Origin of the sequence: Pseudomonas fitomaticsae (genome assembly GCF_021018765.1) — a bacterium.
GTDB classification, from domain to species: Bacteria; Pseudomonadota; Gammaproteobacteria; order Pseudomonadales; family Pseudomonadaceae; genus Aquipseudomonas; species Aquipseudomonas fitomaticsae.
In genome coordinates this window covers 1,923,328-1,944,299 of the sequence record NZ_CP075567.1, presented here as the reverse complement: position 1 = coordinate 1,944,299, position 20,972 = coordinate 1,923,328, and the positions used below count along the sequence as shown (strand labels likewise).

11 protein-coding genes are annotated in these 20,972 nt (G+C 61.9%); 6 read left to right on the top strand and 5 right to left on the bottom strand.

Features of this window, described 5'->3' with window-relative positions; genetic code table 11:
- Window positions 1-21 precede the first annotated feature (21 nt).
- A complete protein-coding gene (locus KJY40_RS08735) occupies window positions 22-915 on the top strand; it encodes a DMT family transporter (protein ID WP_007958389.1) in 894 nt (297 codons plus the stop codon).
- On the opposite strand, the gene KJY40_RS08730 is transcribed toward KJY40_RS08735, so the two are convergent.
- Complete coding sequence (locus KJY40_RS08730) at window positions 909-1,196, bottom strand: SelT/SelW/SelH family protein (RefSeq protein ID WP_230736217.1); 288 nt, start codon at window positions 1,194-1,196, stop codon at window positions 909-911. The two genes, KJY40_RS08735 and KJY40_RS08730, sit on opposite strands and share 7 nt — an antisense overlap.
- Before the next feature lie 71 nt (window positions 1,197-1,267).
- Between KJY40_RS08730 and KJY40_RS08725 the strand changes: the two genes are divergently transcribed.
- Entirely contained in the window at window positions 1,268-3,457 is a 2,190-nt protein-coding gene (locus tag KJY40_RS08725) for a patatin-like phospholipase family protein (RefSeq protein ID WP_230736215.1), read from the top strand.
- A 6-nt stretch (window positions 3,458-3,463) separates the two neighbouring features.
- Here the strand turns inward: KJY40_RS08725 and KJY40_RS08720 are convergent, their stop codons facing one another.
- The 3 genes from KJY40_RS08720 to recQ all read right to left on the bottom strand — a co-directional run bounded on the left by KJY40_RS08720 (window position 3,464) and on the right by recQ (window position 8,068).
- Window positions 3,464-5,242 carry a FimV/HubP family polar landmark protein gene (locus tag KJY40_RS08720; RefSeq protein WP_230736212.1) on the bottom strand — a complete coding sequence of 593 codons (1,779 nt, stop codon included), beginning with the start codon at window positions 5,240-5,242 and terminating at the stop codon, window positions 3,464-3,466.
- Between the two features lie 127 nt (window positions 5,243-5,369).
- Window positions 5,370-5,804, bottom strand: coding sequence for a MarR family transcriptional regulator (locus tag KJY40_RS08715; protein ID WP_007958397.1), 435 nt, complete (start codon window positions 5,802-5,804; stop codon window positions 5,370-5,372).
- A gap of 134 nt (window positions 5,805-5,938) precedes the next feature.
- Window positions 5,939-8,068, bottom strand: coding sequence for a DNA helicase RecQ (recQ, locus tag KJY40_RS08710; RefSeq protein WP_007958398.1), 2,130 nt, complete (start codon window positions 8,066-8,068; stop codon window positions 5,939-5,941).
- Window positions 8,069-8,345: 277 nt separating this feature from the next.
- On the opposite strand from recQ, the gene KJY40_RS08705 reads away from it, so the two are divergent.
- From KJY40_RS08705 to KJY40_RS08690, 4 genes are all read left to right on the top strand, one after another.
- Entirely contained in the window at window positions 8,346-8,933 is a 588-nt protein-coding gene (locus KJY40_RS08705; protein ID WP_085605689.1) for a UPF0149 family protein, read from the top strand.
- 10 nt (window positions 8,934-8,943) lie between these two features.
- A complete protein-coding gene (locus KJY40_RS08700) occupies window positions 8,944-9,339 on the top strand; it encodes a YbaN family protein (protein WP_230736210.1) in 396 nt (131 codons plus the stop codon).
- A gap of 144 nt (window positions 9,340-9,483) precedes the next feature.
- Window positions 9,484-12,153, top strand: coding sequence for a hypothetical protein (locus KJY40_RS08695; RefSeq protein WP_230736209.1), 2,670 nt, complete (start codon window positions 9,484-9,486; stop codon window positions 12,151-12,153).
- 435 nt (window positions 12,154-12,588) lie between these two features.
- Entirely contained in the window at window positions 12,589-12,960 is a 372-nt protein-coding gene (locus KJY40_RS08690; RefSeq protein WP_192553080.1) for a DUF6124 family protein, read from the top strand.
- 67 nt (window positions 12,961-13,027) lie between these two features.
- Here the strand turns inward: KJY40_RS08690 and KJY40_RS08685 are convergent, their stop codons facing one another.
- Window positions 13,028-20,938, bottom strand: a complete 7,911-nt coding sequence (locus KJY40_RS08685) for a retention module-containing protein (protein ID WP_230736207.1) — start codon at window positions 20,936-20,938, stop codon at window positions 13,028-13,030.
- Between the last annotated feature and the right edge of the window lie 34 nt (window positions 20,939-20,972).

The following is a 20,972-nucleotide window of genomic DNA, read 5'->3' as shown; positions in this document are numbered from 1 at the left end:
GTGTTTGGAAAAAGGACTGCAATGACTCCCCGTACCGCCCTCGGCGCCCTGCATATCGGCGCATTGATGTTCGGCCTGACCGGCGTCTTCGGCAAACTCGCGGCCGCAACGCCCGCCGTCATCGTGTTCGGGCGCGCCGCATTTGCCGTGCTGGCCCTGGCGTTTTTTGCCCGCTTCGCCCAACAGGGCGGCTGGCAGAAACTGCAGGCCGTGGACTGGCGGCGACTGGCCCTGAGCGGTGTGCTGCTGGCCGGGCACTGGGTGAGCTTCTTCATTGCGGTCAAGGTCGCGGGTGTCGCCATTGCGACCCTGGGTTTCGCCAGTTTCCCGGCCTTCACGGTGATCCTCGAAGGGCTGATCTTCCGCGAACGCATCCGCATCAACGAAATCGTGCTGGTAGTGCTGGTCAGTGTCGGACTGGTGCTGGTGACCCCGGCGTTCGATCTGGCCAGCGGCGCGACCACGGGCCTGCTCTGGGCGATCCTGTCCGGCCTGCTGTTTTCCCTGTTGTCCCTGACCAACCGCGCCAGCTCCGGGCGCATCCCGGCGGTGCAGGCGGCGCTGTGTCAGAACGTGGTGGTGGCGTTGTGTCTGCTGCCGGTGGCGGCGCCGCAACTGAGCGAAGTGCGCGCCATCGACTGGTTGTGGATCGGTCTGCTCGGGGTGTTCTGCACCGGCGTCGCCCACAGCCTGTTCGTCGCCAGCCTCGCGGTAATCAAGGCGCGCACCGCCGCGGTGGTGTTCGCCATGGAGCCGGTGTACGGGATTACCGTGGCCTGGTTGCTGTTCGATGAAGATCCGACCCTGCGCATGTTGATTGGCGGCGCGCTGATCATCGTCGCGATCGTGGTGTCGAGCCGGATGTCAGGCAGCAGCGACAAGAAAACCGTCGCGGCCGAAGCCGCCTCTCACTGAGTACGGTCGTTGTGGCCGAGGTCGCGGTCAGGGTCGATCTGGTCGCGCACCCGCTGCTTGAGCACCTTGGCCTCCGGGAAACCGCCGTCGGCCTTGCGTTCCCAGATCTGCGCGTCGTTGCAGGTGATGTGGAACACCCCGCCGGTGCCCGGCACCAGTGACACTTTGCCTAAATCGTCGCCGAAGGTGCTGAGCAGTTCTTGCGCCAGCCACGCGGCGCGCAACAGCCACTGGCATTGCGTGCAATAGGTGATGACGATTTCCGGTTTTGTGACGGTCATGATCGCTGAAACTCCTGAGCCAGAGGGCGCCGCTATAATAGCCGGCTTTATCGCTCGCCCCGAGACTCACGATGCGTCGTCTTCTGATCTGCCTGTTGCTTGGTTTCCTTCCGCTGTTTGTTCATGCCAGTGAGGCAACGCGCCCCAAAGTCGGCCTCGTTTTGTCCGGCGGCGCGGCCCGGGGGCTGGCGCACATCGGTGTGCTCAAGGCCCTGGAAGAACAAGGCATCAAGATCGATGCGATTGCCGGCACCAGCATGGGCGCGGTGGTCGGTGGGTTGTACGCCTCGGGCTACAAGATCGACGAGCTGGAAAAACTCGCCCTGACCATCGACTGGCAGCAGGCGCTCTCCGACGCCCCGCCCCGGGAAGACGTGCCGTTCCGGCGCAAGCAGGACGACCGCGACTTTCTGGTGAAACAGAAACTGAGCTTTCGCGATGACGGCAGCCTCGGCCTGCCATTGGGCGTGATTCAGGGCCAGAACCTCGCGCTGCTGCTGGAAAGCCTGTTGGCCCACACCAGTGACACCCGGGATTTCGACAAGCTGCCCATCCCCTTCCGCGCCGTGACCACCGACATCGCCAACGGCGAAAAAGTGGTGTTCCGCAAGGGCCACCTGCCCCAGGTGATCCGCGCCAGCATGTCGATCCCGGCGGTGTTCGCCCCGGTCGAACTCAATGGTCGTCTGCTGGTGGACGGCGGCATGACTGACAACATCCCTCTCGACGTGGCCCGGGAAATGGGCGTCGACGTGGCCATCGTGGTCGACATCGGCACCCCGCTGCGCAACCGCAAGCAACTGGTGACCGTGGTCGATGTGCTGAACCAGTCGATCACCCTGATGACCCGACGCAACTCCGAAGAGCAACTGGCGACCCTGCACCCCGATGACGTGCTGATCCAGCCGCCGCTGGCGAGTTTCGGCGCCACCGACTTCGGTCGCGGCCAGGAGATGATCGACGCCGGCTACCGCGCGACCCAGGCCCTGAACGTGCGCCTCGCACGCCTCAAACCCGTGCAGTCGCAGGACGCTGAACTCAACGCCGCCCGCGCGCCGGGCCAGCGCACGCCGATCATCACCGCGATCAAGGTCGAGAACGACTCGAAAGTCGGCGATGACGTGATCCGCTACTACATCCGCCAGCATATCGGCGAACCGCTGGATCTGGGTCGTCTGCAGACCGACATGGGCACCCTGTACGGCCTCGATTACTTCGAGCAGGTGCAATACCGCGTGGTGCACAAGGGCGCGGATCACACGCTGGTGATCAGCGCGCGGGGCAAACGCACCGGCACCGATTATCTGCGGGTCGGCCTCAACCTGTCGGACGACATGCGCGGCGACAGCGCTTTCAACCTCGGCGCCAGTTACCGCATGAACGGCATCAACCGCCTCGGTGCGGAATGGCTGACCCGGGCGCAGATCGGCGATAAACAAGAGTTGTACAGCGAGTTCTATCAACCACTGGACGTGGGCTCTCGCTACTTCGTCGCGCCTTATGCGTCGTTTGCCGCGCAGAACGTCGACTCGGTGCTGGACAACGATCCGATCGCCCAGTATCGCGTCGAACGCTACGGCTTCGGCCTCAATTTCGGTCGGCAGATCGGCAACAGCGGCGAAGTCCGTTTCGGCGTCGGCGAAGCCTGGGGCAAGGCGGATGTGCGGATTGGCGATCAGGATCTACCGAGCGAAAACTTCAACGAAGGGTTCTATGCGCTGAAGTACTCGTTCGACTCGCTGGACAACGTCTACTACCCCCACGAAGGCGAAGACATCGGCCTGACGCTGGTGCAGTTCGAGCCGAGCCTGGGCTCCGACACGCGCTACCGGCAGTGGGAGTTCAAACTGGACAAGGCCATGAGCAGTGGCCCGGACACTTTGATTCTGGGTGGCCGTTACGGCCGCACGCTGGACGATGCCAACGTGGTGACCTCCAGTTTCCTGCTCGGCGGTGCCCGGCAATTGTCCGGTTTCCGCGAGGACGCGATCTCCGGACAGAACGTCAGTCTGATGCGCGCGGTGTATTACCGCCGCCTCACGCCGCGTTCGTACCTGCCACTGGATTTCCCGCTGTACGCTGGCGCCTCACTGGAACGCGGCCGGGCATGGAACAACGACAACGAGTTCGACAGCGGCTACATCAACGCCGCCAGTGTGTTCATCGGCTTCGATACGCCGCTGGGGCCGTTGAATTTCAGTTATGGCCTGAACGATGCGGATGAGCAGGCGGTGTACCTCAACCTCGGGCAGACCTTCTGACAACGGTCAACGAATCCCCGCCAACAACGTGCGCGCCGTTTGCTTGAGGGGTTCGTCGGCTTCCTTGAGCAGTTCGTTGAGCAAGGCAATGGCGCTGTCGATATCGCCGTCATCGATGCAGGTCTGGGCCTGTTGGAGCTTGCCGGCGTTGGCGGCGTCCGAGGGTTCGGGGTCCAGTTCCGGGGCATGCAGCTCCAGTGGCTCCAGCGACAGCGACGAACCGGGATCGCCAAACTCGTTGAGAAAGTCCTCGTCCAGTGGCTGCGCTTCAGGCTCGGCGATCCATTCCAGCTCGGCGGTTTCAGCATCGTCGGGCAAGTTTTCCGGCAACTCGAAATCCTGTGGCAATACCTGCAGATCGGAACCCAGCGTTGATGGAGCCTGTTCAGGTGCTGTGGTGGCCGGGCGCGTTTCCTCAAGATCCCAACTGGAGGCCATTGAGAGCTGATCAAGGTTCAGTTCAAAATTGTCTTCGGGTTCCGGCTCCACAGAGGGGGCGATCGGCACTGCGGCAATCAACGGGGCCGACACCAAAGGTGCGGCACTGACCAGTTTCGGATAGCGGGCGCGAATCTCCTGCAAACGCTGATCCTCGACCCCGAGCTGGCGCAGACGGTTTTCCTGCTCGTCATAGGCCGGCGTGTCGCCCTGCCGCCCCAGCACTTCAAGCAACTGCACACCAAGGTCGATGCGCTCCGGCTCCCGCTGCAACGCATCGCGCAACAGACCGGCAGCCTCACCCAAGCGTCCGTAGGCCAGATAAATGCCGACCGCTTCCAGCACATCGCCGTTGGCGTGGTCATCGCGATGCTCGACAGCACTGTGAACTGTACTCGGCTGCATCGGTTCGACGTCGTCGACCGGAGGTTCGTTGCGTACCGGCAGGAACGGCAACGGCGCCTCGGCTCCTTGCGCCTGCTGGCGTTGCCGGCGCACGTACAGCCCTGCCACCAACAACCCCAGTACCAGCAGCAATCCGCCGAGCAGCGGCCAGTTGAGTGAATCCTCCTGAGACTCGACCGGGGCAATGACCGGCGCAGGCGCAGGCGCCACGGGGGCTACCGGTACTGGCGGAGCCTGCTGCACTTCAATCAGACGAGCCTGCAAATCACCGAGCTGTTTCTTGCCGTCAGCGATCAGCACTTCCTGGGCCTGAAGCTTCACGTTCAATTCATCGATGGTTTTTTGCAGTTGCTGGTTCTGCACAAGGCTCGCCGCCAGCTGCTCGGCCTGCGCGTCGGCGACCGGGGCCGGTGGCTGCACCGGCGCAGCAGGTTTGGCCGGCGTGGTTGCGGAGGGAGCCTCGGGGGTCGGGAACTCCGACGATTGCGCACGCGCAGTTGGCTCGTCGGTGGCCGGGACAATCCCCGGCGAACCCGGCGGATCGATCAGCACTGTGTATTCGCGCAGCAGGTGGCCGTTGGGCTGATCGAGCTGCACGAGGAAATTCAGAAAGGGTTCGTTGACCGGTTTGCTGGACGTCACCCGGATCATGTTGCGATTGCCGCGCAGGATCGGAGTGAACTTGAGGTCATTGAGAAAGAACACGCGCTCGATACCGGCGCGGCCAAACTCGTCCGCCGAGGCCAGACGGACCGCCAGTTCGCTTTCGCTGACGCCCCCGACATCCACCAGAGCGATGTCAGCCTTGAGCGGCTGATTGAGGGCTGAATGCACGGTGATGTCACCGAGCCCCAGCGCCAATGACGCGGTGGACCAGGTGAGAACACCGGCCACCAACAGCGAGTTGGCGCAACGCAGTACCACGTGCCGACTTCCGAGCATGAGCATCCCTTAAATAAGCAAAACCGACTTCTATGCGTTCGCACATCCGGTACGAACACGATATTGCCCAGTAGTTCTTATAGTCTGCCCAGCGCGATCTCTCAAAAAAACGGCACGCAGTTGTACCTCAAGACTTTTCCAGATTGGCCAGAATGTGCCCGTGAACCCGCATGCACACCTTCAGATCCGCCTCGTCGACGCCTTCGAACAATTCCTTGCGCAATTGTGTAGCGATGGTTTCGATCTGTTCGATCAGCGGCAGGGCCGGTGAGCACAGCACGATTTTTTTCGCCCGACGGTCTTCCATCACGGACTGGCGTTGCACCAGTCCCTGGCTTTCCAGGCTGTCGAGCAGACGGGCCAGGGTCGGCCCTTCGACGCCGACGCTTTGCGCCAGCTCCCGTTGGGTCGGCGCCTCTTCGAAGCGCGCCAGATGCAGCAGCACCAGCCAGCGCGCCTGGGACAACCCCAGGCCGGCCAGCCGGCGATCCAGTTCGGCACGCCAGCCACGGGACATCTGGGCCAATTGCATGCCAAAACGGTGTTGATCGGTTAACGGCATAAAACACTCATGATTAGACTGAACAAATAGAGAAAAACTAATTATTAGTCAGCTAAGCATGACATTTGCCTATAGGCAAGAGGCGTCCTGTACTGAATCGTTACAACCGTATAACGGTTGGCACAAACGCCCTCTTACATTTCAAACTCGGATTGCAGCGCAGCCCGCACGCAGTAAAGCACGCCTTCCGGTACGCGACCGGCAAACAGCTCGGCCACTTCGGCGACCGACGGCAACTCGCCTTCGCCGTCGAGGAACGCATCCTGGACTTCGCCCATCAGGTCTTCCGGCAGATCCAGCGCCTGTTCCAGCGACAGCTGCTGCTTGCCGATGGCTTCGGCGAGCATGGTGTAGACGTTCTTTTCCGAGCACTGCAACTGACCGGAGATCTGCAACGGCGTCATGCCGGCGCGGGCCAGGGTGATCAGTTCGTGGCGCACGTCGGCCACCACTTTCGGCGCCTCGGCCTCGCCGCCGAGCACTTCGAGGAAGGCCTCGCCGTAACGCTCCAGCTTGCGCGCGCCGACGCCGCTGACCCGGGCCATGTCCGCCAGCGAGGTCGGCTGGCTGCGGAGCATTTCCAGCAGGGTCGAGTCGGGGAAGATGACGTACGGCGGCACGCCGTGTTCTTCCGCCAGTTTGCGCCGCAGGGCACGCAGCGCTTCCCACTGTTCGCGCTCTTCGCCCCGCACCAGCTGGCTGGCCGGGCTCTTGCTGCCGCTCTTGGCGCTGACTTGCGGCTTGAGGTCGCGGCGCAGCTCCAGGCTCACCTCGCCCTTGAGCAACGGCCGACAGGTGTCGCTCAGGCGTAGCCCGCCGTAGCCTTCGTGATCGACATCGGCCAGGCCGCGAGCGACCAGTTGACGGAACAGCGAGCGCCATTCGCTCTCGCTCAGCGCCTTGCCGACGCCATACACCGACAGGTGCTGATGGCCGAAGCTGCGAACCTTTTCGTTGTCCTTGCCCAGCAACACGTCCACCAGATGGCCGACGCCGTAACGCTGGCCGGTGCGATAGATCGCTGACAGCGCCTGACGCGCAGGCTCGGTGGCGTCCCAGGTCTGCACGCCGTCGGTGCAGTTGTCGCAGTGGCCGCAAGGCTCGGGCATGTCTTCGTCGAAGTACGCCAGTAGCGCCTGACGGCGGCAGCGGGTTTCCTCGCAGAGCGAGAGCATCGCGTCGAGCTTGTGCTGCTCCAGACGCTTGTGGCGTTCGTCGCCCTCGGAGTTCTGCAGCATCTGCTTGAGCATCACCACGTCTTGCAGACCGTAGGCCATCCACGCGTCCGCCGGCAGACCGTCACGGCCGCCGCGTCCGGTTTCCTGGTAATAGGCTTCAAGGGATTTCGGCAGGTCGAGGTGAGCGACGAAGCGCACGTTGGGTTTGTCGATGCCCATGCCGAACGCCACGGTGGCAACCATGATCAGGCCTTCCTCATTGAGGAAGCGCTTCTGGTGATAGGCGCGCAGATCGTTGGGCAGACCGGCGTGGTACGGCAGCGCCGGGAAACCCTGCTCGGTGAGAAACGCGGCCACCTCTTCGACCTTCTTGCGCGACAGGCAATAAACGATGCCGGCATCGCTACGCCGCTCGGCCAGGAACGCCAGCAACTGCTTGCGCGGCTGCTCCTTGGGCACGATGCGGTAGAAGATGTTCGGCCGGTCGAAGCTCGAGAGGAAACGCTCGGCGTTCTGCAGGTGCAGGCGAGTGACGATTTCTTCCCGGGTACGTTTGTCGGCGGTGGCGGTCAGGGCGATGCGCGGCACGTCGGGGAACATTTCCGCCAACTGCCCCAGTTGCAGGTATTCCGGGCGGAAGTCATGGCCCCATTGCGACACGCAGTGCGCTTCGTCGATGGCGAACAGGGCGATGTTCAAGCCTTGCAGGAACGACAGCATGCGCGGCTGCACCAGACGCTCCGGCGCCAGATACAGCATTTTCACTTCGCCGCGCTTGATCCGGTTGGCGAGGTCGCGCTGTTGTTCAGCGCTTAATGTGGAGTTCAACGCGGCGGCGGCCACGCCCAGCTCTTCGAGGGTGGCGACCTGATCATCCATCAACGCGATCAGCGGCGACACCACCACCGCCAGGCCGTCGCGCAGCAGCGCCGGCACCTGGAAGCACAGGGACTTGCCGCCGCCGGTCGGCATCAGGACAAGGGCATCACCGCCACTGGCCACGCGCTCAATGATTGCACCCTGACGGCCACGGAAACTGTCGTAGCCGAAGATGTCCTTGAGGACGCGTTGAGCCTGTTCGAGCATAAAAACTCCAAAAATCCACCGAAACATCCCTGCACAGGCTGGTTCAAGACAGCCGAGGCTGCTTTAAACAAAACGTAAGCGCGCGTTGCATAGCGCCGTACACAATCAGCCGCGACACCGGCAGGGATCGCAAAGCGCGGCAGTATACCCGAGCCCTTCCCGGCAAAGGGCACCGCCGATAAGAAGCTTGTGCGGGCAAATCTGCCGTGCGGCTGGCTTGAGGGCTCAAGAAGGCCTAGAATTCCCGCATTGTTTATTCCCCCAAGGTAGCCCTTTAATGTCCTTCGCCGAGCAACTAACCCGCCTGCAAGTCTTCCTCGACGCCGACGAGCTGCATGAAGAGGCGCTGGACTACGTGGCCGCTCACGGTTACCTGACTGCGCTGTCGATCTGCGCCGACGTGGTGCCGGATCGTGAGTGGATCGACGCCCTGTTCGCCGAAGAGCCGCATTACAGCAGCGAAGCCCAGCGCGAAGAGATTGAAGCCACGCTGATCGGCCTCAAGGCTCACATCGCCCGCCAACTGGCCTCCGATGAAGAATTCGAGCTGCCATGCGAACTGGACCTGGGCGACGACCCGGACGATTCCGAACTGCGCGGCTGGTGCATCGGCTTCATGGAAGGCGTGTTCCTGCGCGAAGCGGCCTGGTTCGAAACCGCCGAAGAAGAAGTCAGCGAAATGTTGCTGCCGATCATGGTCGGTTCGGGCCTGTTCGACGAACAGCCGGAGTTCGAAGACATCGCCAGGGACGCCAACCTGATGGACGACATGATCGTGCAGATCCCGGAAGCCCTGACCGCGCTGTACCTGCTGTGCCAGGCACCCGACGAAAAACCGGCGATCCTCAAGCCACGTCACCACTAAGATCCGGCCTATGGACAACCCCATAGGCAACCGCCCCCTGATGTTGCGCTACATCCTGCTGGCCATCGGCTGGCTGAGCGTGGCATTGGGGGTGATCGGGATATTCCTGCCTGTTCTCCCCACCACTCCTTTCCTCCTGCTGGCAGCCGCCTGCTTCGCCCGCAGCTCTCCGCGTTTCTATCAATGGCTGGTGGAGCATCCCCGGCTCGGGCCATGGATCCGCGATTACCTCGACGGCAACGGCATACCGCTCAAGGGCAAGGTCTACGCGATCGGGCTGATGTGGGCGAGCATTCTGTTCTCGTGCTACCTGGTACCACTGATGTGGGCGCGGGGGTTCATGCTGACCAGTGCGGTGCTGGTGACGGTTTATATCTTGCGGCAGAAGACGTTGCACAAGTCCTGAGCCCCCGCACGATAACCGCTCGTCGAAAACCCTCGTACCCCTGTCAGATCTGACAGTAGGCAGGCCTACGCGTCAGCGCTCTAATCCTTCATCAACGGTGCCGGCATCCAGACAGTCGGGCACCCCTTGCGAAGGTGCGCGTACATGAACAGTCCACTTACAGCGTCCGATTCCACCCCCGAAACAATCGTTGTTTTTCCGCCTGACCGCAGCGGTATCGGTGCACTTGCCGTACCCCCGCCCAATCCGGTCGGATACAAGTCTCAATCGGATGGCAGCCTGGGTGTCAACATCAACATGGTGCATGGCGACCGAAATGGCTTGCTGATTTACATCCTTTCCTATCTGAACATGGAGATCGGCGACCACATCAAAGTCTTCATAGAAACGAAAAACGCGCCGGTAGTGGAGTTTCCAGTTACCGACGCACATTTCGACAGCAACGGGGAAGCGAAAAATATCCCCTGTTATATCTCCGCCGCCGTCATGGAAAGCAAGTTTCCCCCCCTGCTATCGGAAAAGAAGGATATATGGGTCGAAGTTCGCCGTATCAGCGACAACTCTACGGAGGACTCGCCGCATGCCCTGCTGTTTTTTAAACGTCCAGCCCCGGGCGAGTCTGACACGGATGGCGGCAAGCCATTCAATCAGGGTCTGAAATTGCCTGTCGCCTCGGAAACGATCATCGATCAGACCGTAATCAACGACGGGATGTCTGTGACAGTACCGAAGTACTTCAATCAGCAAATCGGCGACACCGTGGTGCTCGCTTTCGGCCCGCTGCTGCTGGAAATCGAAGTCACCGCACTGGGCGATATCGAATTCGAACTGACACCGGAAATGCTCGTCCCCCTCAAGCCCACCAACCTGATAATCGTGCGATGGGAGGTCTTCGATGTGGTTGAGAACTCCAGTGGCTGGTCGGATGCACTGGAGATTGTATTCAAGCCCGGCATCGTGTTGCTGGTTGCCCCCATTTTCGAATTGGCCGATATCGACAACGTGGTGCACCACGATTGGCTCGCGGGCGGCCCCATGCCGATATTGATCACCGGGGTTTTCGCGATTGGTGATGTGGTGGTGCTTTTACTTGAGGGCGTCACCGAAGGGGGCGACCCCGTTAGCCATAGCTACTCGATATCGGTGTCGGCCGCCACCCGCTCGTTGAAGGTGGATGTCGAAAACTTCCGTGTGCAAAACCTCATCAGAGGCAGTTGCCGCGCGACCTACACGCTGACCCGAGCCGGCAAGACCCAGGAGTCGAAACCCGCCGATGTCACCATTACCGGTGGAACATTCACACTGGGCCAACCCACCGTAACGCCACTGGAAAATACCGGCACCGTCCCCGTGGATACCCAGGAGGTCAAGGTACAGTGCGCCGACTATTGGCCTCTGAAATCGGGGGCGACTGTCCAACTGCTCTGGCAAACCGTCGACAATGCCGGGGTGCCGGTCCTTGTCATTTTCCGGCAGATCGTCACCGACCGGACGCTACCCATCATTTTCAAGGTGCCTGCCAAATATGTCGGCCCTTACCCCGGTTCGTCGCTGATGGTGCAATGCGCGATCATCAATCCGAACAAAGTCAGGGTCATGTCCGAACCGCTGCCGTTGAAGATCGGTGACGAGAAGGTCATCGAGTTGCAACCACCGTCTTTGGTGAAGCCGGTGGTAAGTCCGATTGATCCGCTGGCCCATCCCGATGGCGTCACTGTGCGGATTGAATTCCCTGAGGCACGGGAGGGCGATCGCGCACGCTTGATTGTAGTTAGCCCAAAGGGCTCTGAGACGTTTCCATTGGTAGCGTTCAACAGCAACAACCGGATCAATACCCTCTTGACCGTGGCGATGTTGGCAAGCTGGCACGGGCAAGTGGTTCATTTGCGCTGGAACTTGAATCGTGGGGGCAAGCAGATCGCGCAGTCGCCATTGCGGAAGTTTGATGTGAAGAAGATTGCGGATGGGGATCAACGGTTTCCCGTCTCGGTCATTGATAAAGCTGACTCTGCAAACGTATTGGACCTTAACGCTTTCAAAGAGCAACCGTCAGTAGAATTCAAGTCATGGCCATTTCCTGTAGGTAATTATACTGTCGATATAGATATCGAAGGCACCTCTACTTTCTCGGTCGTCCGGGGTGGCACACTAACTCCCGATGAAAAACTGAATGGCTTCAGTCGTGCCATTTCGCGAGAGCAGCTGTTATTACTTAAAAACAATTCAGCATTCCGGGTCAAGACGACCGTTTACTTCAACATTGACCCGCAAAGCAAGGTGGTATTTCCATACTCCATCCCCTATGTAATCAAAAATGCGCCCCCGATATTGTCGGAAAACTTCGACAACTACGGAACAAATGTCATTGCGGTCGGCGGACACATCGAATTGGCAAGCATGACCATCAGATTTATCGGGGGAGATGGCAACTTGGGAATCACCGCCCTGTCGAGTATTTTACCTGCACACGGTGGCCCGTTCGCTGCAATACCGGGCGCCAGTTCGGGGCAGATCCTCGAGATGCACGTCCATGGGACCGGAAGTTCGCAGAACATGCTTATTGAGTTCAACTGGGGATACTCTTACGTCCAATGCTATTGCCGATTCGTTCAACACAGCAATATCACTGTTAACTTCTTAAACAAGGACAAACAGAAAATAAATCCCACTCAATATCTTGCCAATTACCCCTACCAACAATTAGTGTCCTTCAGAGCGCCCGGAAATGATATTTGGTTCATGCAAATCGTAACACCTCAACTGGATTTGATTGGAATCGACCACTTCGATATGGAGCGAATAGCAATTAAATAGCACGCATCTGATTTTCAGCCCGGTCCTTCAAGCCCGCACTTCCTTTAATCCGGAAGTGCGGGTTTTGTCGTTCCGCGCCTTCGAAAGCCCTTGTTGAATAGTGTTGAAGCTTATGTCCGCAAAGCCACACCACCTTGCGCCTTTGCCTACGCATCCGCCAGAATCCGCCGGCTTGTGCGCCTTGGGGGTGGGTTCTATTGTTTGGCGGTCGCTGAAAAGCAGCGATCGGGTTTAGCAGCCCGGATCTACTCTAGACGCACAATGCCGTTCGTTCGTGATCAGGCTCACGCCTGTCCGTTCACGTTATGGCGGCTTTGCGTGGGGCACTTCGGTGCGCCGGGTTCTAGAGTCCTGGTCTGCTAACCCGCGTACGGCCGCCACCTCTTTCGTTTAGCAGCGAAGCGTGGCGCCTCCACCACTCTAGAGGCTTTATCCATGGTCAAACCCACGCCAAACCCGCCGGAAGTCGATTCGACTTCGCCCTACGAAACCCTCGATTCCAAGAAATTCCACGAAGCCGCCGAACGCGCCCTCGATCACTACCTCAATCCGTTCCACCCCAGAAAACCGCTGCTCAAACCCAACACCCGCTACCTGATCGCCCCCGGCATCCCCAGCGAAGAACTGCTGGCTGACGCCTGCGAAACCCTGACCTCGGCCAAAACCATGGCCAGCGATTTCGCCGGGATGATCGATACGCCGCAGCGGCATGTGCTGCTGGGTATCGGGCAGCTGATCATGCTGGCGGAACTGGCGGTAAATCGGGTGCTGGATAATCTGGAACTGAAGACTGAGGCGCCGCTGTAGCCTGAGCAAAGAAAAACCCGCCGTCCCGTTTGATCGGGTCGGCGGGTTTTGTCGTTTCAGCTCCGGCCTATACCGTATCCACCTTCAACGAATGATCATTCAACATGCCGTTGATGATCGTCGCCGTGTCGTGCCCGCTGGCGATCAACCCGCCCGCCCCCGGTGTCACGCCGTAGTGGCTGGCGAGGTTGACGCCGGCCAGGTCGATGGTCTGGTTCGGCGTGGCGCCGGCCATGGCGCTGACGTCGATGGTGGTGACCACCGAAGCACCGCTGCCGGTGACGGTGAAGTGCAGGTAGTCATCCAGTGACGCCGCCGTGCCGTTTTCACCTTGCAGCAGTTGCGACAGGTCGAGCTTGTCGGTGCCCGGGGTGAAGTCGGTGACGGTGTCGTGGCCGCTGTTGCCCTTGAGCCACTGGAAGGTGTCGGCGCCCGGCCCGCCGGTCAGGGTGTTGTTGCCCATCCCGCCGATCAGCAGGTCGTCACCGCCACCGCCGTTGAGGATGTCGTTACCCAGGCCGCCATTGATGACGTTGTTATTGTTGTCGCCGGTGAGGGTGTCGTTGAAGTTCGAGCCGACGAGGTTTTCGATACCGGTCAGGGTGTCTGTCCCGGCGCCAATGGTGTTTTGCGCACCGAGCAGACCGAGGTTGACGGTCACCCCGGCGGTCGCGTGGGCGTAGCTGGCGGTGTCGATGCCAGTGCCACCGTCGAGCAGGTCGTTGCCCGGGCCGCTGTAGAGCAAGTCGTTGCCGGCGCCGCCGTGCAGTTCGTTGTTGCCGGAGCCTGCGGTCAGCACGTCGTTGCCGTCGCCGGCGTTGATGATGTTGTCGCCTGTGCCGGCCACCAGCACGTCATCGCCCGAGGTGCCGGTGAGGGTGTGGCCGTCCTGATAGCTGATGGTCACGTTGGCCGTGTCGCTGCCGCCGTGGTTGTCGTTGGCGGTGTAGGTGCCATGGTAGTCCGGGGTGATGTCGTGGGCCCCGGCGTAGTTGAGGGTCATGGTCAGCTGGTAGTTTTCCGCCGCGTTGGCGTTGCTGCCCGTGGTGTTGGTGATGTTGGTGATGTGGATCTGGTAGACGCCGTCGGACGTCGCGGTCAGGGTCTGGCCGTCCGTGAGGGCGATCCAGGCGCCGCCGTTGATCGAGTACTCCATGGTGATGTGACCGGCCGCCAGGTTGTGGTCCAGGTTGAGGGTTTCGCCCTGGCGCAGGTTGACGGTGATGCGGTCTTCATCGTTGGCGTTGGTGTTGGTCACCGCGCCGAGGTAGCCGCTGACCACCAGCACGGCGGTCATGGTCGCGGCGTTGGCGCTGAACGAATTACGCACGTTGGCCAGGTTCTGGTTGGCGGCGGTGTTGGCGTTGGTGCCGGTGAAGCTGATCGCGCCGGTGCCGGTGAAGTCTGCCGACTTGGAGATCCAGCCGGTGTTGAACGAGGTTGGCGTGGCGTTGAGGGTGTCGCCGTTGGGGTCGGTGTCGTTGGCCAGCAACAGTTCGCCCGGCACCACGATGTTGCCCGACAGCACGTTGGTGATGATGTGGTCGTCCACCGCCACCGGAGGCGCGTTGGGGATCACTTTCACGGTCAGGGTCGAACTGGCGAGGTCGCCGTCGTTGTCGCTGAGGGTGAAGCCGATGTTCTCGGTGATCACCACGGCGGTGGTTTTCTGCGAGGTGTAGCTGTAGTCGCCGGTGTCGAGATTCACCACCAGGGTGCCGCTGTTGTTGGTGGCGATGCTCAGGGTGTTGTTCACCGTGTTGAAGGTGCCGTGGTTGGCGCCGCCGCTGGCGACCAGTGAACCCTGACCGCCGTTGGCTTTCGGGTCATAGGTGTAGGTGGTGCCGTCGACCACGATGGATTTGATGAACCCGCCATCGGCGCCGAACGTGCCGCCCTCGCCCAGCAGCGAACCGGTGACCGGCGCGCCCTCAACCGTGCCGGAGAGCACCGAGTTGAGTTGATTGAGGTCGGTGACCACCACCGCGTTGGTGTTGGTGTGGGTGATGCCGTCGTACGCCAGCGGATCGAGGTTGGCGTTGCTCACGCCGCTGCCCAGGCCGATCGCGTAGTTCTTGATGTTGTTGGCATCGAGGAAGTTTTTCAGCGCCGCTTCGTCGGCGGTGCCGATGTCACCCTCGTTGGGTTTGCCGTCGGAGAAGAAGTAGCCGACGTTCTGTGCCCCGGTGAGTTTGCCCGAGGTGTTGAACGCGTTGTACATGGTCGCCACGGCCGCATCGTAGTTGGTGCCGCCGCCAGCGCTCAGGCCGGCCAGAAGGGTCTTGGCCGTGGCGACATCGACCCACACCGAAGTGCGGTCGGTGGCGTTGCTGCTGAAGGTGACGAGCTGCACTTTCACATCGCCCAGATCGTCGTATTTGTCGAGCAAGGCGCTGATCGCCTGCTTGGCCAGCTCCAGCCGCGACAGGCCCGGTACGCCGGAGGCGTCGGCCATGCTGCCGGAGATGTCGAGGACGATGAGGATGTTGGAGTCGATCTCCACCGCCGCCACCGACCGATCCGACGCCACCGCTTTGGGCACGTCGTCGACGATGTTGACCACGAGGGTGCTGGTGGTGCTGTTGCCCAGCGCATCGGTGGCTTTGTAGGTGAAGCTTTCGCTCAGGGTGTTCGGCCCGTCGTTGGCGTTCGGCGTGGTTTTCGGCGCCGAGGTCAGGGTGTAGGTGTAGGTGCCGTCGGCGTTGAGCTGGATCTGCCCGTAAGTCCCGGTGGCGCTACCGACTAGGGTGTAGGTGATCGCGCCGCTGCCGCCGCTGACCGAGCCGACCAGCGTACCGCTCGCGGTTTCGCCGGTGTTGCTCGGGTCGCTGCCGGTGACCGTGCCGGGGGCCAGATCTTGCCCGTCCTTGGTCAGGTCGAGGGCTTTCTCGTAGACGGTGACGTCCTGATCGGTCGAGGCCACGAGTTTGCTGTCGGCGACGTTGACGGTGATGGTGGTGGTGCTTTCGTCGCCGTCACTGTCGCGAATGGTGTAGGTGAAGGTGTCGGTAGCGCCCGGCGGGCTCACCGAGTTCGGGTTGCTGTGATAGACCGCGTTGCCGGCTGCATCGAGGGTCAGGTAACCGTAGTTGCCGTTGATATTGCTGTTGAGGCCGCCGATGGCTGAGGTCGCGGTGTTGCCGCCGCCGCGCACGCCGACCACGATCGCCGCGCCATCCGCGCCGCTGATGTCGTTGCCCAGCACGCTGATGTTGACGGTGCCGCCCTCCGCCACCGAGCCGGTATCAGCCTTGGCGGTTGGCAGGTCGTCGATGATGTTGACGTTGATCTGCCCGGTCGCGGTGCTGCCGTCGGTGTCCGTCGCCACCACGTTGAAGTTCTCGGTGATGCTGTTGGCGCCGTTGGCGTTCGGGTGGGTTTCGTTATCGACCAGGGTGTAGCTGTAACTCACCACGCCGGTTGCCGGGTTGTAACCGGTGATGGTCAGCGTGCTGCCCAGCGGAGTGACGGTCGATTGCGGGAAGCCGGCGGCCACGCCGTTGGTCATCACGGCGATGCCACCCACGGTCAGGGTTTGCAGACCGTCGAGGGCCGTCACGGTGAAGGTGCCGCTCTGGGTCAGCGCCGGGGTGTTGGGGCTGGTGCCGTCGCTGAGGTTTTTCTCGTAGACGGTGAGTTCGCCGCCATTCACGTCGAGGCCGTTGAGGACCACCGGATCGTCGTTGTTGTGGATGTTCAGCACCAGGTTGGCGGTGCTGGTGTCGCCGTCGGCATCGGTCAGGGTGTAGGTGAAGGTCTCGGTGCCGTTGCCACCGCCGTGCAGATTCTTGAAGTCTGCATCGTTGGTGTTAAGCGTGTAGGTGTACGTGCCGTTGGCGTTCAACACCAACGTGCCGTAAGTGCCGGTGAAGGTGCCGGGGGTGATCGGGCCGGCATTCGGGCCGGTCGCCACCAAGTCGGCGCCTTGCACGTCGTTGGTCAGCACGTTGCCGTTGAGGGTCAGCTGGGTCTCCGACGCGGTGCTGGCGTTGCTGTCGTTGATCGCCTTCGGTACGTCATCGACGATGTTGACCACGAGAGTGCTGGTAACGACGTTGCCCAGCGAATCGGTGGCCTGGTAGGTGAAGGTTTCGGTCAGGGTGTTGGCGCCGTCGTCGGCGTGCGGGGTGGTGCTGGCCGGTGAGGTCAGGGTGTAGGTGTACGTGCCGTTGGGGTTGAGCACGATTTGCCCGTAGTTGCCGGTGGCGCTGCCGACCAGCGCGTAGCTGATCGCACCGACCGCGCCGGTGACCGAGCCGACCAGCGTGCCGGACGCGGTTTCTCCGGTGCTGGTCGGGTCGCTGCCGGTGACCGTGCCAGGGGCCAGATCCTGGCCGTCCTTGGTCAGGTCGAGGGCTTTTTCGTACACGGTGACGTCGGTGTCGCTGACCGCTTTGAGGCAGCTGTTGTAGACATCGATGGTGATGGTGGTGGTGCTTTCATCGCCGTCGGAATCACGCACGGTGTACACGAACACGTCCACCGCACCCGGGCCGCTCACGGCATTCGGGTTGCTGTGATAGACCGCGTTGCCGTTGGCGTCGAGGGTCAGGTAGCCGTAGGTGCCGTTGATGTTGCTGTTGAGCCCGCCAATGGCCGAGGTCGAGGTGTCGGAGCCGGCGCGCACGCCCACTACCGCGCCACTGGCTGCCGGGCCGTCGGCGCCGCCGATGTCGTTGTCCAGCACGTTGCCGCTGACGGTGCCGCCCTCCTGCACCGACGTCGCGTCGGGTTTGGCGGTCGGCAGGTCGTCGATGATGTTGACGTTGATCTGCCCGGTGGCGGTGCTGCCATCGGTGTCGGTCGCCACCACGTTGAAGTTCTCGGTGATGCTGTTGGCGCCGTTGGCGGTCGGATGGGTTTCGTTATCCACCAGGGTGTAGCTGTAGCTGACCACGCCGGTGGCCGGGTCGTATCCAGTGATGGTCAGCGTGCTGCCCAGCGGCGTGACCGCCGATTGCGGGAAGCCTGCCGCCACGCCATTGGTGATCACGGCGATGCCACCCACGGTCAGGGTTTGCAGACCATCGAGCGCAGTGACGGTAAAGGTGCCGCTCTGGGTCAGCGCCGGGGTGTCGGGGCTGGTGCCGTCGCTGAGGTTTTTCTCGTAGACGGTGAGTTCGCCACCGTTGACGTCGAGGCCGTTGAGGTAGACCTGATCGTCATTGTTGTGGATGTTCAGCACCAGGTTGGCGGTGCTGGTGTCGCCGTCGGCATCGGTGATGGTGTAGGTGAAGGTCTCGGTGCCGTTGCCGCCGCCGTGCAGCGCTTTGAAATCGGCGTCGCTGGTGTTGAGGGTGTAGGTGTACGTGCCGTTGGCGTTCAGCACCAATGTCCCGTAAGTCCCGGTGAAAGTGCCGGCGGTGATCGGGCCGGCATTGGGGCCGGTTGGCACGCGGTCGGCGCCTTGCACGTCGTTGGTGAGGACGTTGCCGCTCAAGGTGAGGTTGGATTCCGAAGCGGTGCCGGCGTTGCTGTCGTCCACGCCTTTTGGCAGGTCGTCGACGATGTTCACGTCCAGCGTGGCATTGGCGGTGGTGCCGTTGTCGTCGACCACGGTCACAGCGAACTGCTCGTTGAGCACGTTGGCGCCGTTGGCGGTTGGGTGGGCTTCGTTGTCGACCAAGGTGTAGCTGTAGCTGACAACGCCGGTGGCGGCGTTGAAGCCAGTGATGGTCAGCGTGCTGCCCAGTGGCGTGGTCACCGATTGTGGGAAGCCTGCTGCCACGCCATTGGTGACTACAGCGATGCCGCCAATGGTCAGCGTGGTGACGCCATCCAGCGCGGTGATGGTGAAGGTGCCGCTTTGGGTCAGGGCTGGAGCATCGGGGCTGCTGCCGTCACCGAGGTTTTTTTCGTAGACGGTGAGTTCGCCGCCGTTCACGTCGAGGCCGTTGATGATCACCGGATCGTCGTTGTTGTGGATCTGCAAGACGAGGTTGGCGGTGCTGGTATCGCCGTCGGCATCGGTGATGGTGTAGGTGAAGGTCTCGGTGCCGTTGCCGCCGCCGTGCAGCGCTTTGAAATCGGCGTCGCTGGTGTTGAGGGTGTAGGTGTACGTGCCGTTGGCGTTCAGCACCAATGTCCCGTAAGTCCCGGTGAAAGTGCCGGCGGTGATCGGGCCGGCGTTTTCGCCGACAGGCACGCGGTCAGCGCCTTGCACGTCGTTGGTGAGGACGTTGCCGCTCAAGGTGAGGTTGGATTCCGAAGCAGTCCCGGCGTTGCTGTCGTCCACGCCTTTTGGCAGGTCGTCGACGATGTTCACGTCCAGCGTCGCGTTCGCGGTGGTGCCGTTGTCGTCGACCACGGTCACGGCGAATTGCTCGTTGAGCACGTTGGCACCGTTGGCGGTCGGATGCGCTTCGTTGTCGACCAAGGTGTAGCTGTAGCTGACGACGCCGGTGGCGGCGTTGAAACCGGTGATGGTCAGCGTGCTGCCCAGTGGCGTGGTCACCGATTGTGGGAAGCCTGCCGCCACGCCATTGGTGACCACGGCGATGCCGCCGATGGTCAGCGTAGTGACGCCGTCGAGCGCGGTGATGGTGAAGGTGCCGCTTTGGGTCAGCGCTGGAGCGTCAGGGCTGCTGCCGTCGCCAAGGTTTTTTTCGTAGACGGTGAGCTCACCGCCCTCGACGTTCAACCCGTTGATGACCACCGGGTCGTCGTTGTTGTGGATCTGCAAGACGAGGTTCGCGGTGCTGGTGTCGCCGTCGGCATCGCGCAGGGTGTAGGTGAAGGTCTCGGTGCCGCTGCCACCACCGTGCAAGGCCTTGAAGTCGGCATCGCTGGTGTTCAGGGTGTAGGTGTAAGTGCCGTTGGCATTCAGCACCAGGGTGCCGTAAGTGCCGGTGAAGGTGCCGCCGACCACCGGGCCACTGTTGGCGCCGACGAGGATGCGGTCAGCGCCCTGGACGTCGTTCGACAGCACACTGCCGGTCAGGGTCAGCAGGGTTTCCGAAGCGGTATTGGGGTTGCTGTCATCGACAGCCTTGGGCACGTCGTCGGTGATGTTGACGTCCAGCGTGCCGGTGGCGGTGTCGCCATTGCTGTCGCCGGCGATCACGGTGAATTGTTCGCTGAGGTTATTGGCACCGTCGCCTGCCGCGTGGGTTTCGTTGCCGTTGAGGGTGTAGCTGTAGCTGACCGTGCCGGTGGCCGGGTTGTAGCCGGTGATGGTCAGGGTGTTGCCCAGTTGCGTGGTGATCGATTGCGGGAAACCGATCGGCACGCCGCCGACGATCACGTTGATGCCGCCGATGCTCAGGCTGCTCAGGCCGTCCGGCGCCGATACCGTGAAGCTGCCGGTCTGGGTCAGCGCGCCAGGGTTGGCGGCGGAACCGTCGGGCAGATTGGCTTCGTTGAGGGTCAGTTCACCGCCGGACACGGACAGGCCGCCGAGGGTCACCGGGTTGTTGACCGGTGGCGGTGGCGGAACGATCGGTGCGGCCTGGCCGTCACCGTTGTCGATCACGGCGTTATGCCGTTCTTCGGGAAACTCGGGAATGCCGTTGAAACCGGCCGTCGGGAAACCGATGACCGGATCGACCCGGCCCGCCACTTCGGTCAGCAACACAAAACTGTGGCCGCCACCCAGGCCACCCGGCGCGCCACCGGTGGCTCCGGGGCCGGCCGCTGTCGCTTCGGCGGTTTGGGTCGGGTCATCGCCGGCGGCAATGGCTTTCTGGATCTGTTCGACATCGGTCAGTTGCGACTCGCTCGGGGTCACCGCTTCCGGGGCATTGACGTGGGCGGCCTGATCGGCGAGCAACTGCCCGGTCATGGTCAGGCTGCTGTCTCGACCGAGGGTCAGTTCCTGGCCATTTTGCAGATGGACGGCAACCGCCCCCTCCGCTCCGGTGATCAGTTGATCTCCTGCAAACAGCCGATCGCCTTCGACCAATGGGCGCCGACTGCCGTCTGCCGATTGCGCGAAAACCTGACCAATGACTTTAGTGACGATCCCGATGAGCGTTGCCATGTGCATTCCTCCGCTGCCGACCACCGTCGGCGCT

Excerpts from the sequence above, each read along its gene's own strand:
- KJY40_RS08730 (WP_230736217.1), bottom strand. The coding sequence starts at position 1,196 with ATGACCGTCACAAAACCGGAAATCGTCATCACCTATTGCACGCAATGC.
- KJY40_RS08690 (WP_192553080.1), top strand. The coding sequence starts at position 12,589 with ATGGTCAAACCCACGCCAAACCCGCCGGAAGTCGATTCGACTTCGCCC.
- KJY40_RS08685 (WP_230736207.1), bottom strand. The coding sequence starts at position 20,938 with ATGGCAACGCTCATCGGGATCGTCACTAAAGTCATTGGTCAGGTTTTC.
- KJY40_RS08735 (WP_007958389.1), top strand. The coding sequence starts at position 22 with ATGACTCCCCGTACCGCCCTCGGCGCCCTGCATATCGGCGCATTGATG.
- KJY40_RS08705 (WP_085605689.1), top strand. The coding sequence starts at position 8,346 with ATGTCCTTCGCCGAGCAACTAACCCGCCTGCAAGTCTTCCTCGACGCC.
- KJY40_RS08700 (WP_230736210.1), top strand. The coding sequence starts at position 8,944 with ATGGACAACCCCATAGGCAACCGCCCCCTGATGTTGCGCTACATCCTG.
- recQ (WP_007958398.1), bottom strand. The coding sequence starts at position 8,068 with ATGCTCGAACAGGCTCAACGCGTCCTCAAGGACATCTTCGGCTACGAC.
- KJY40_RS08720 (WP_230736212.1), bottom strand. The coding sequence starts at position 5,242 with ATGCTCGGAAGTCGGCACGTGGTACTGCGTTGCGCCAACTCGCTGTTG.
- KJY40_RS08715 (WP_007958397.1), bottom strand. The coding sequence starts at position 5,804 with ATGCCGTTAACCGATCAACACCGTTTTGGCATGCAATTGGCCCAGATG.
- KJY40_RS08695 (WP_230736209.1), top strand. The coding sequence starts at position 9,484 with ATGAACAGTCCACTTACAGCGTCCGATTCCACCCCCGAAACAATCGTT.
- KJY40_RS08725 (WP_230736215.1), top strand. The coding sequence starts at position 1,268 with ATGCGTCGTCTTCTGATCTGCCTGTTGCTTGGTTTCCTTCCGCTGTTT.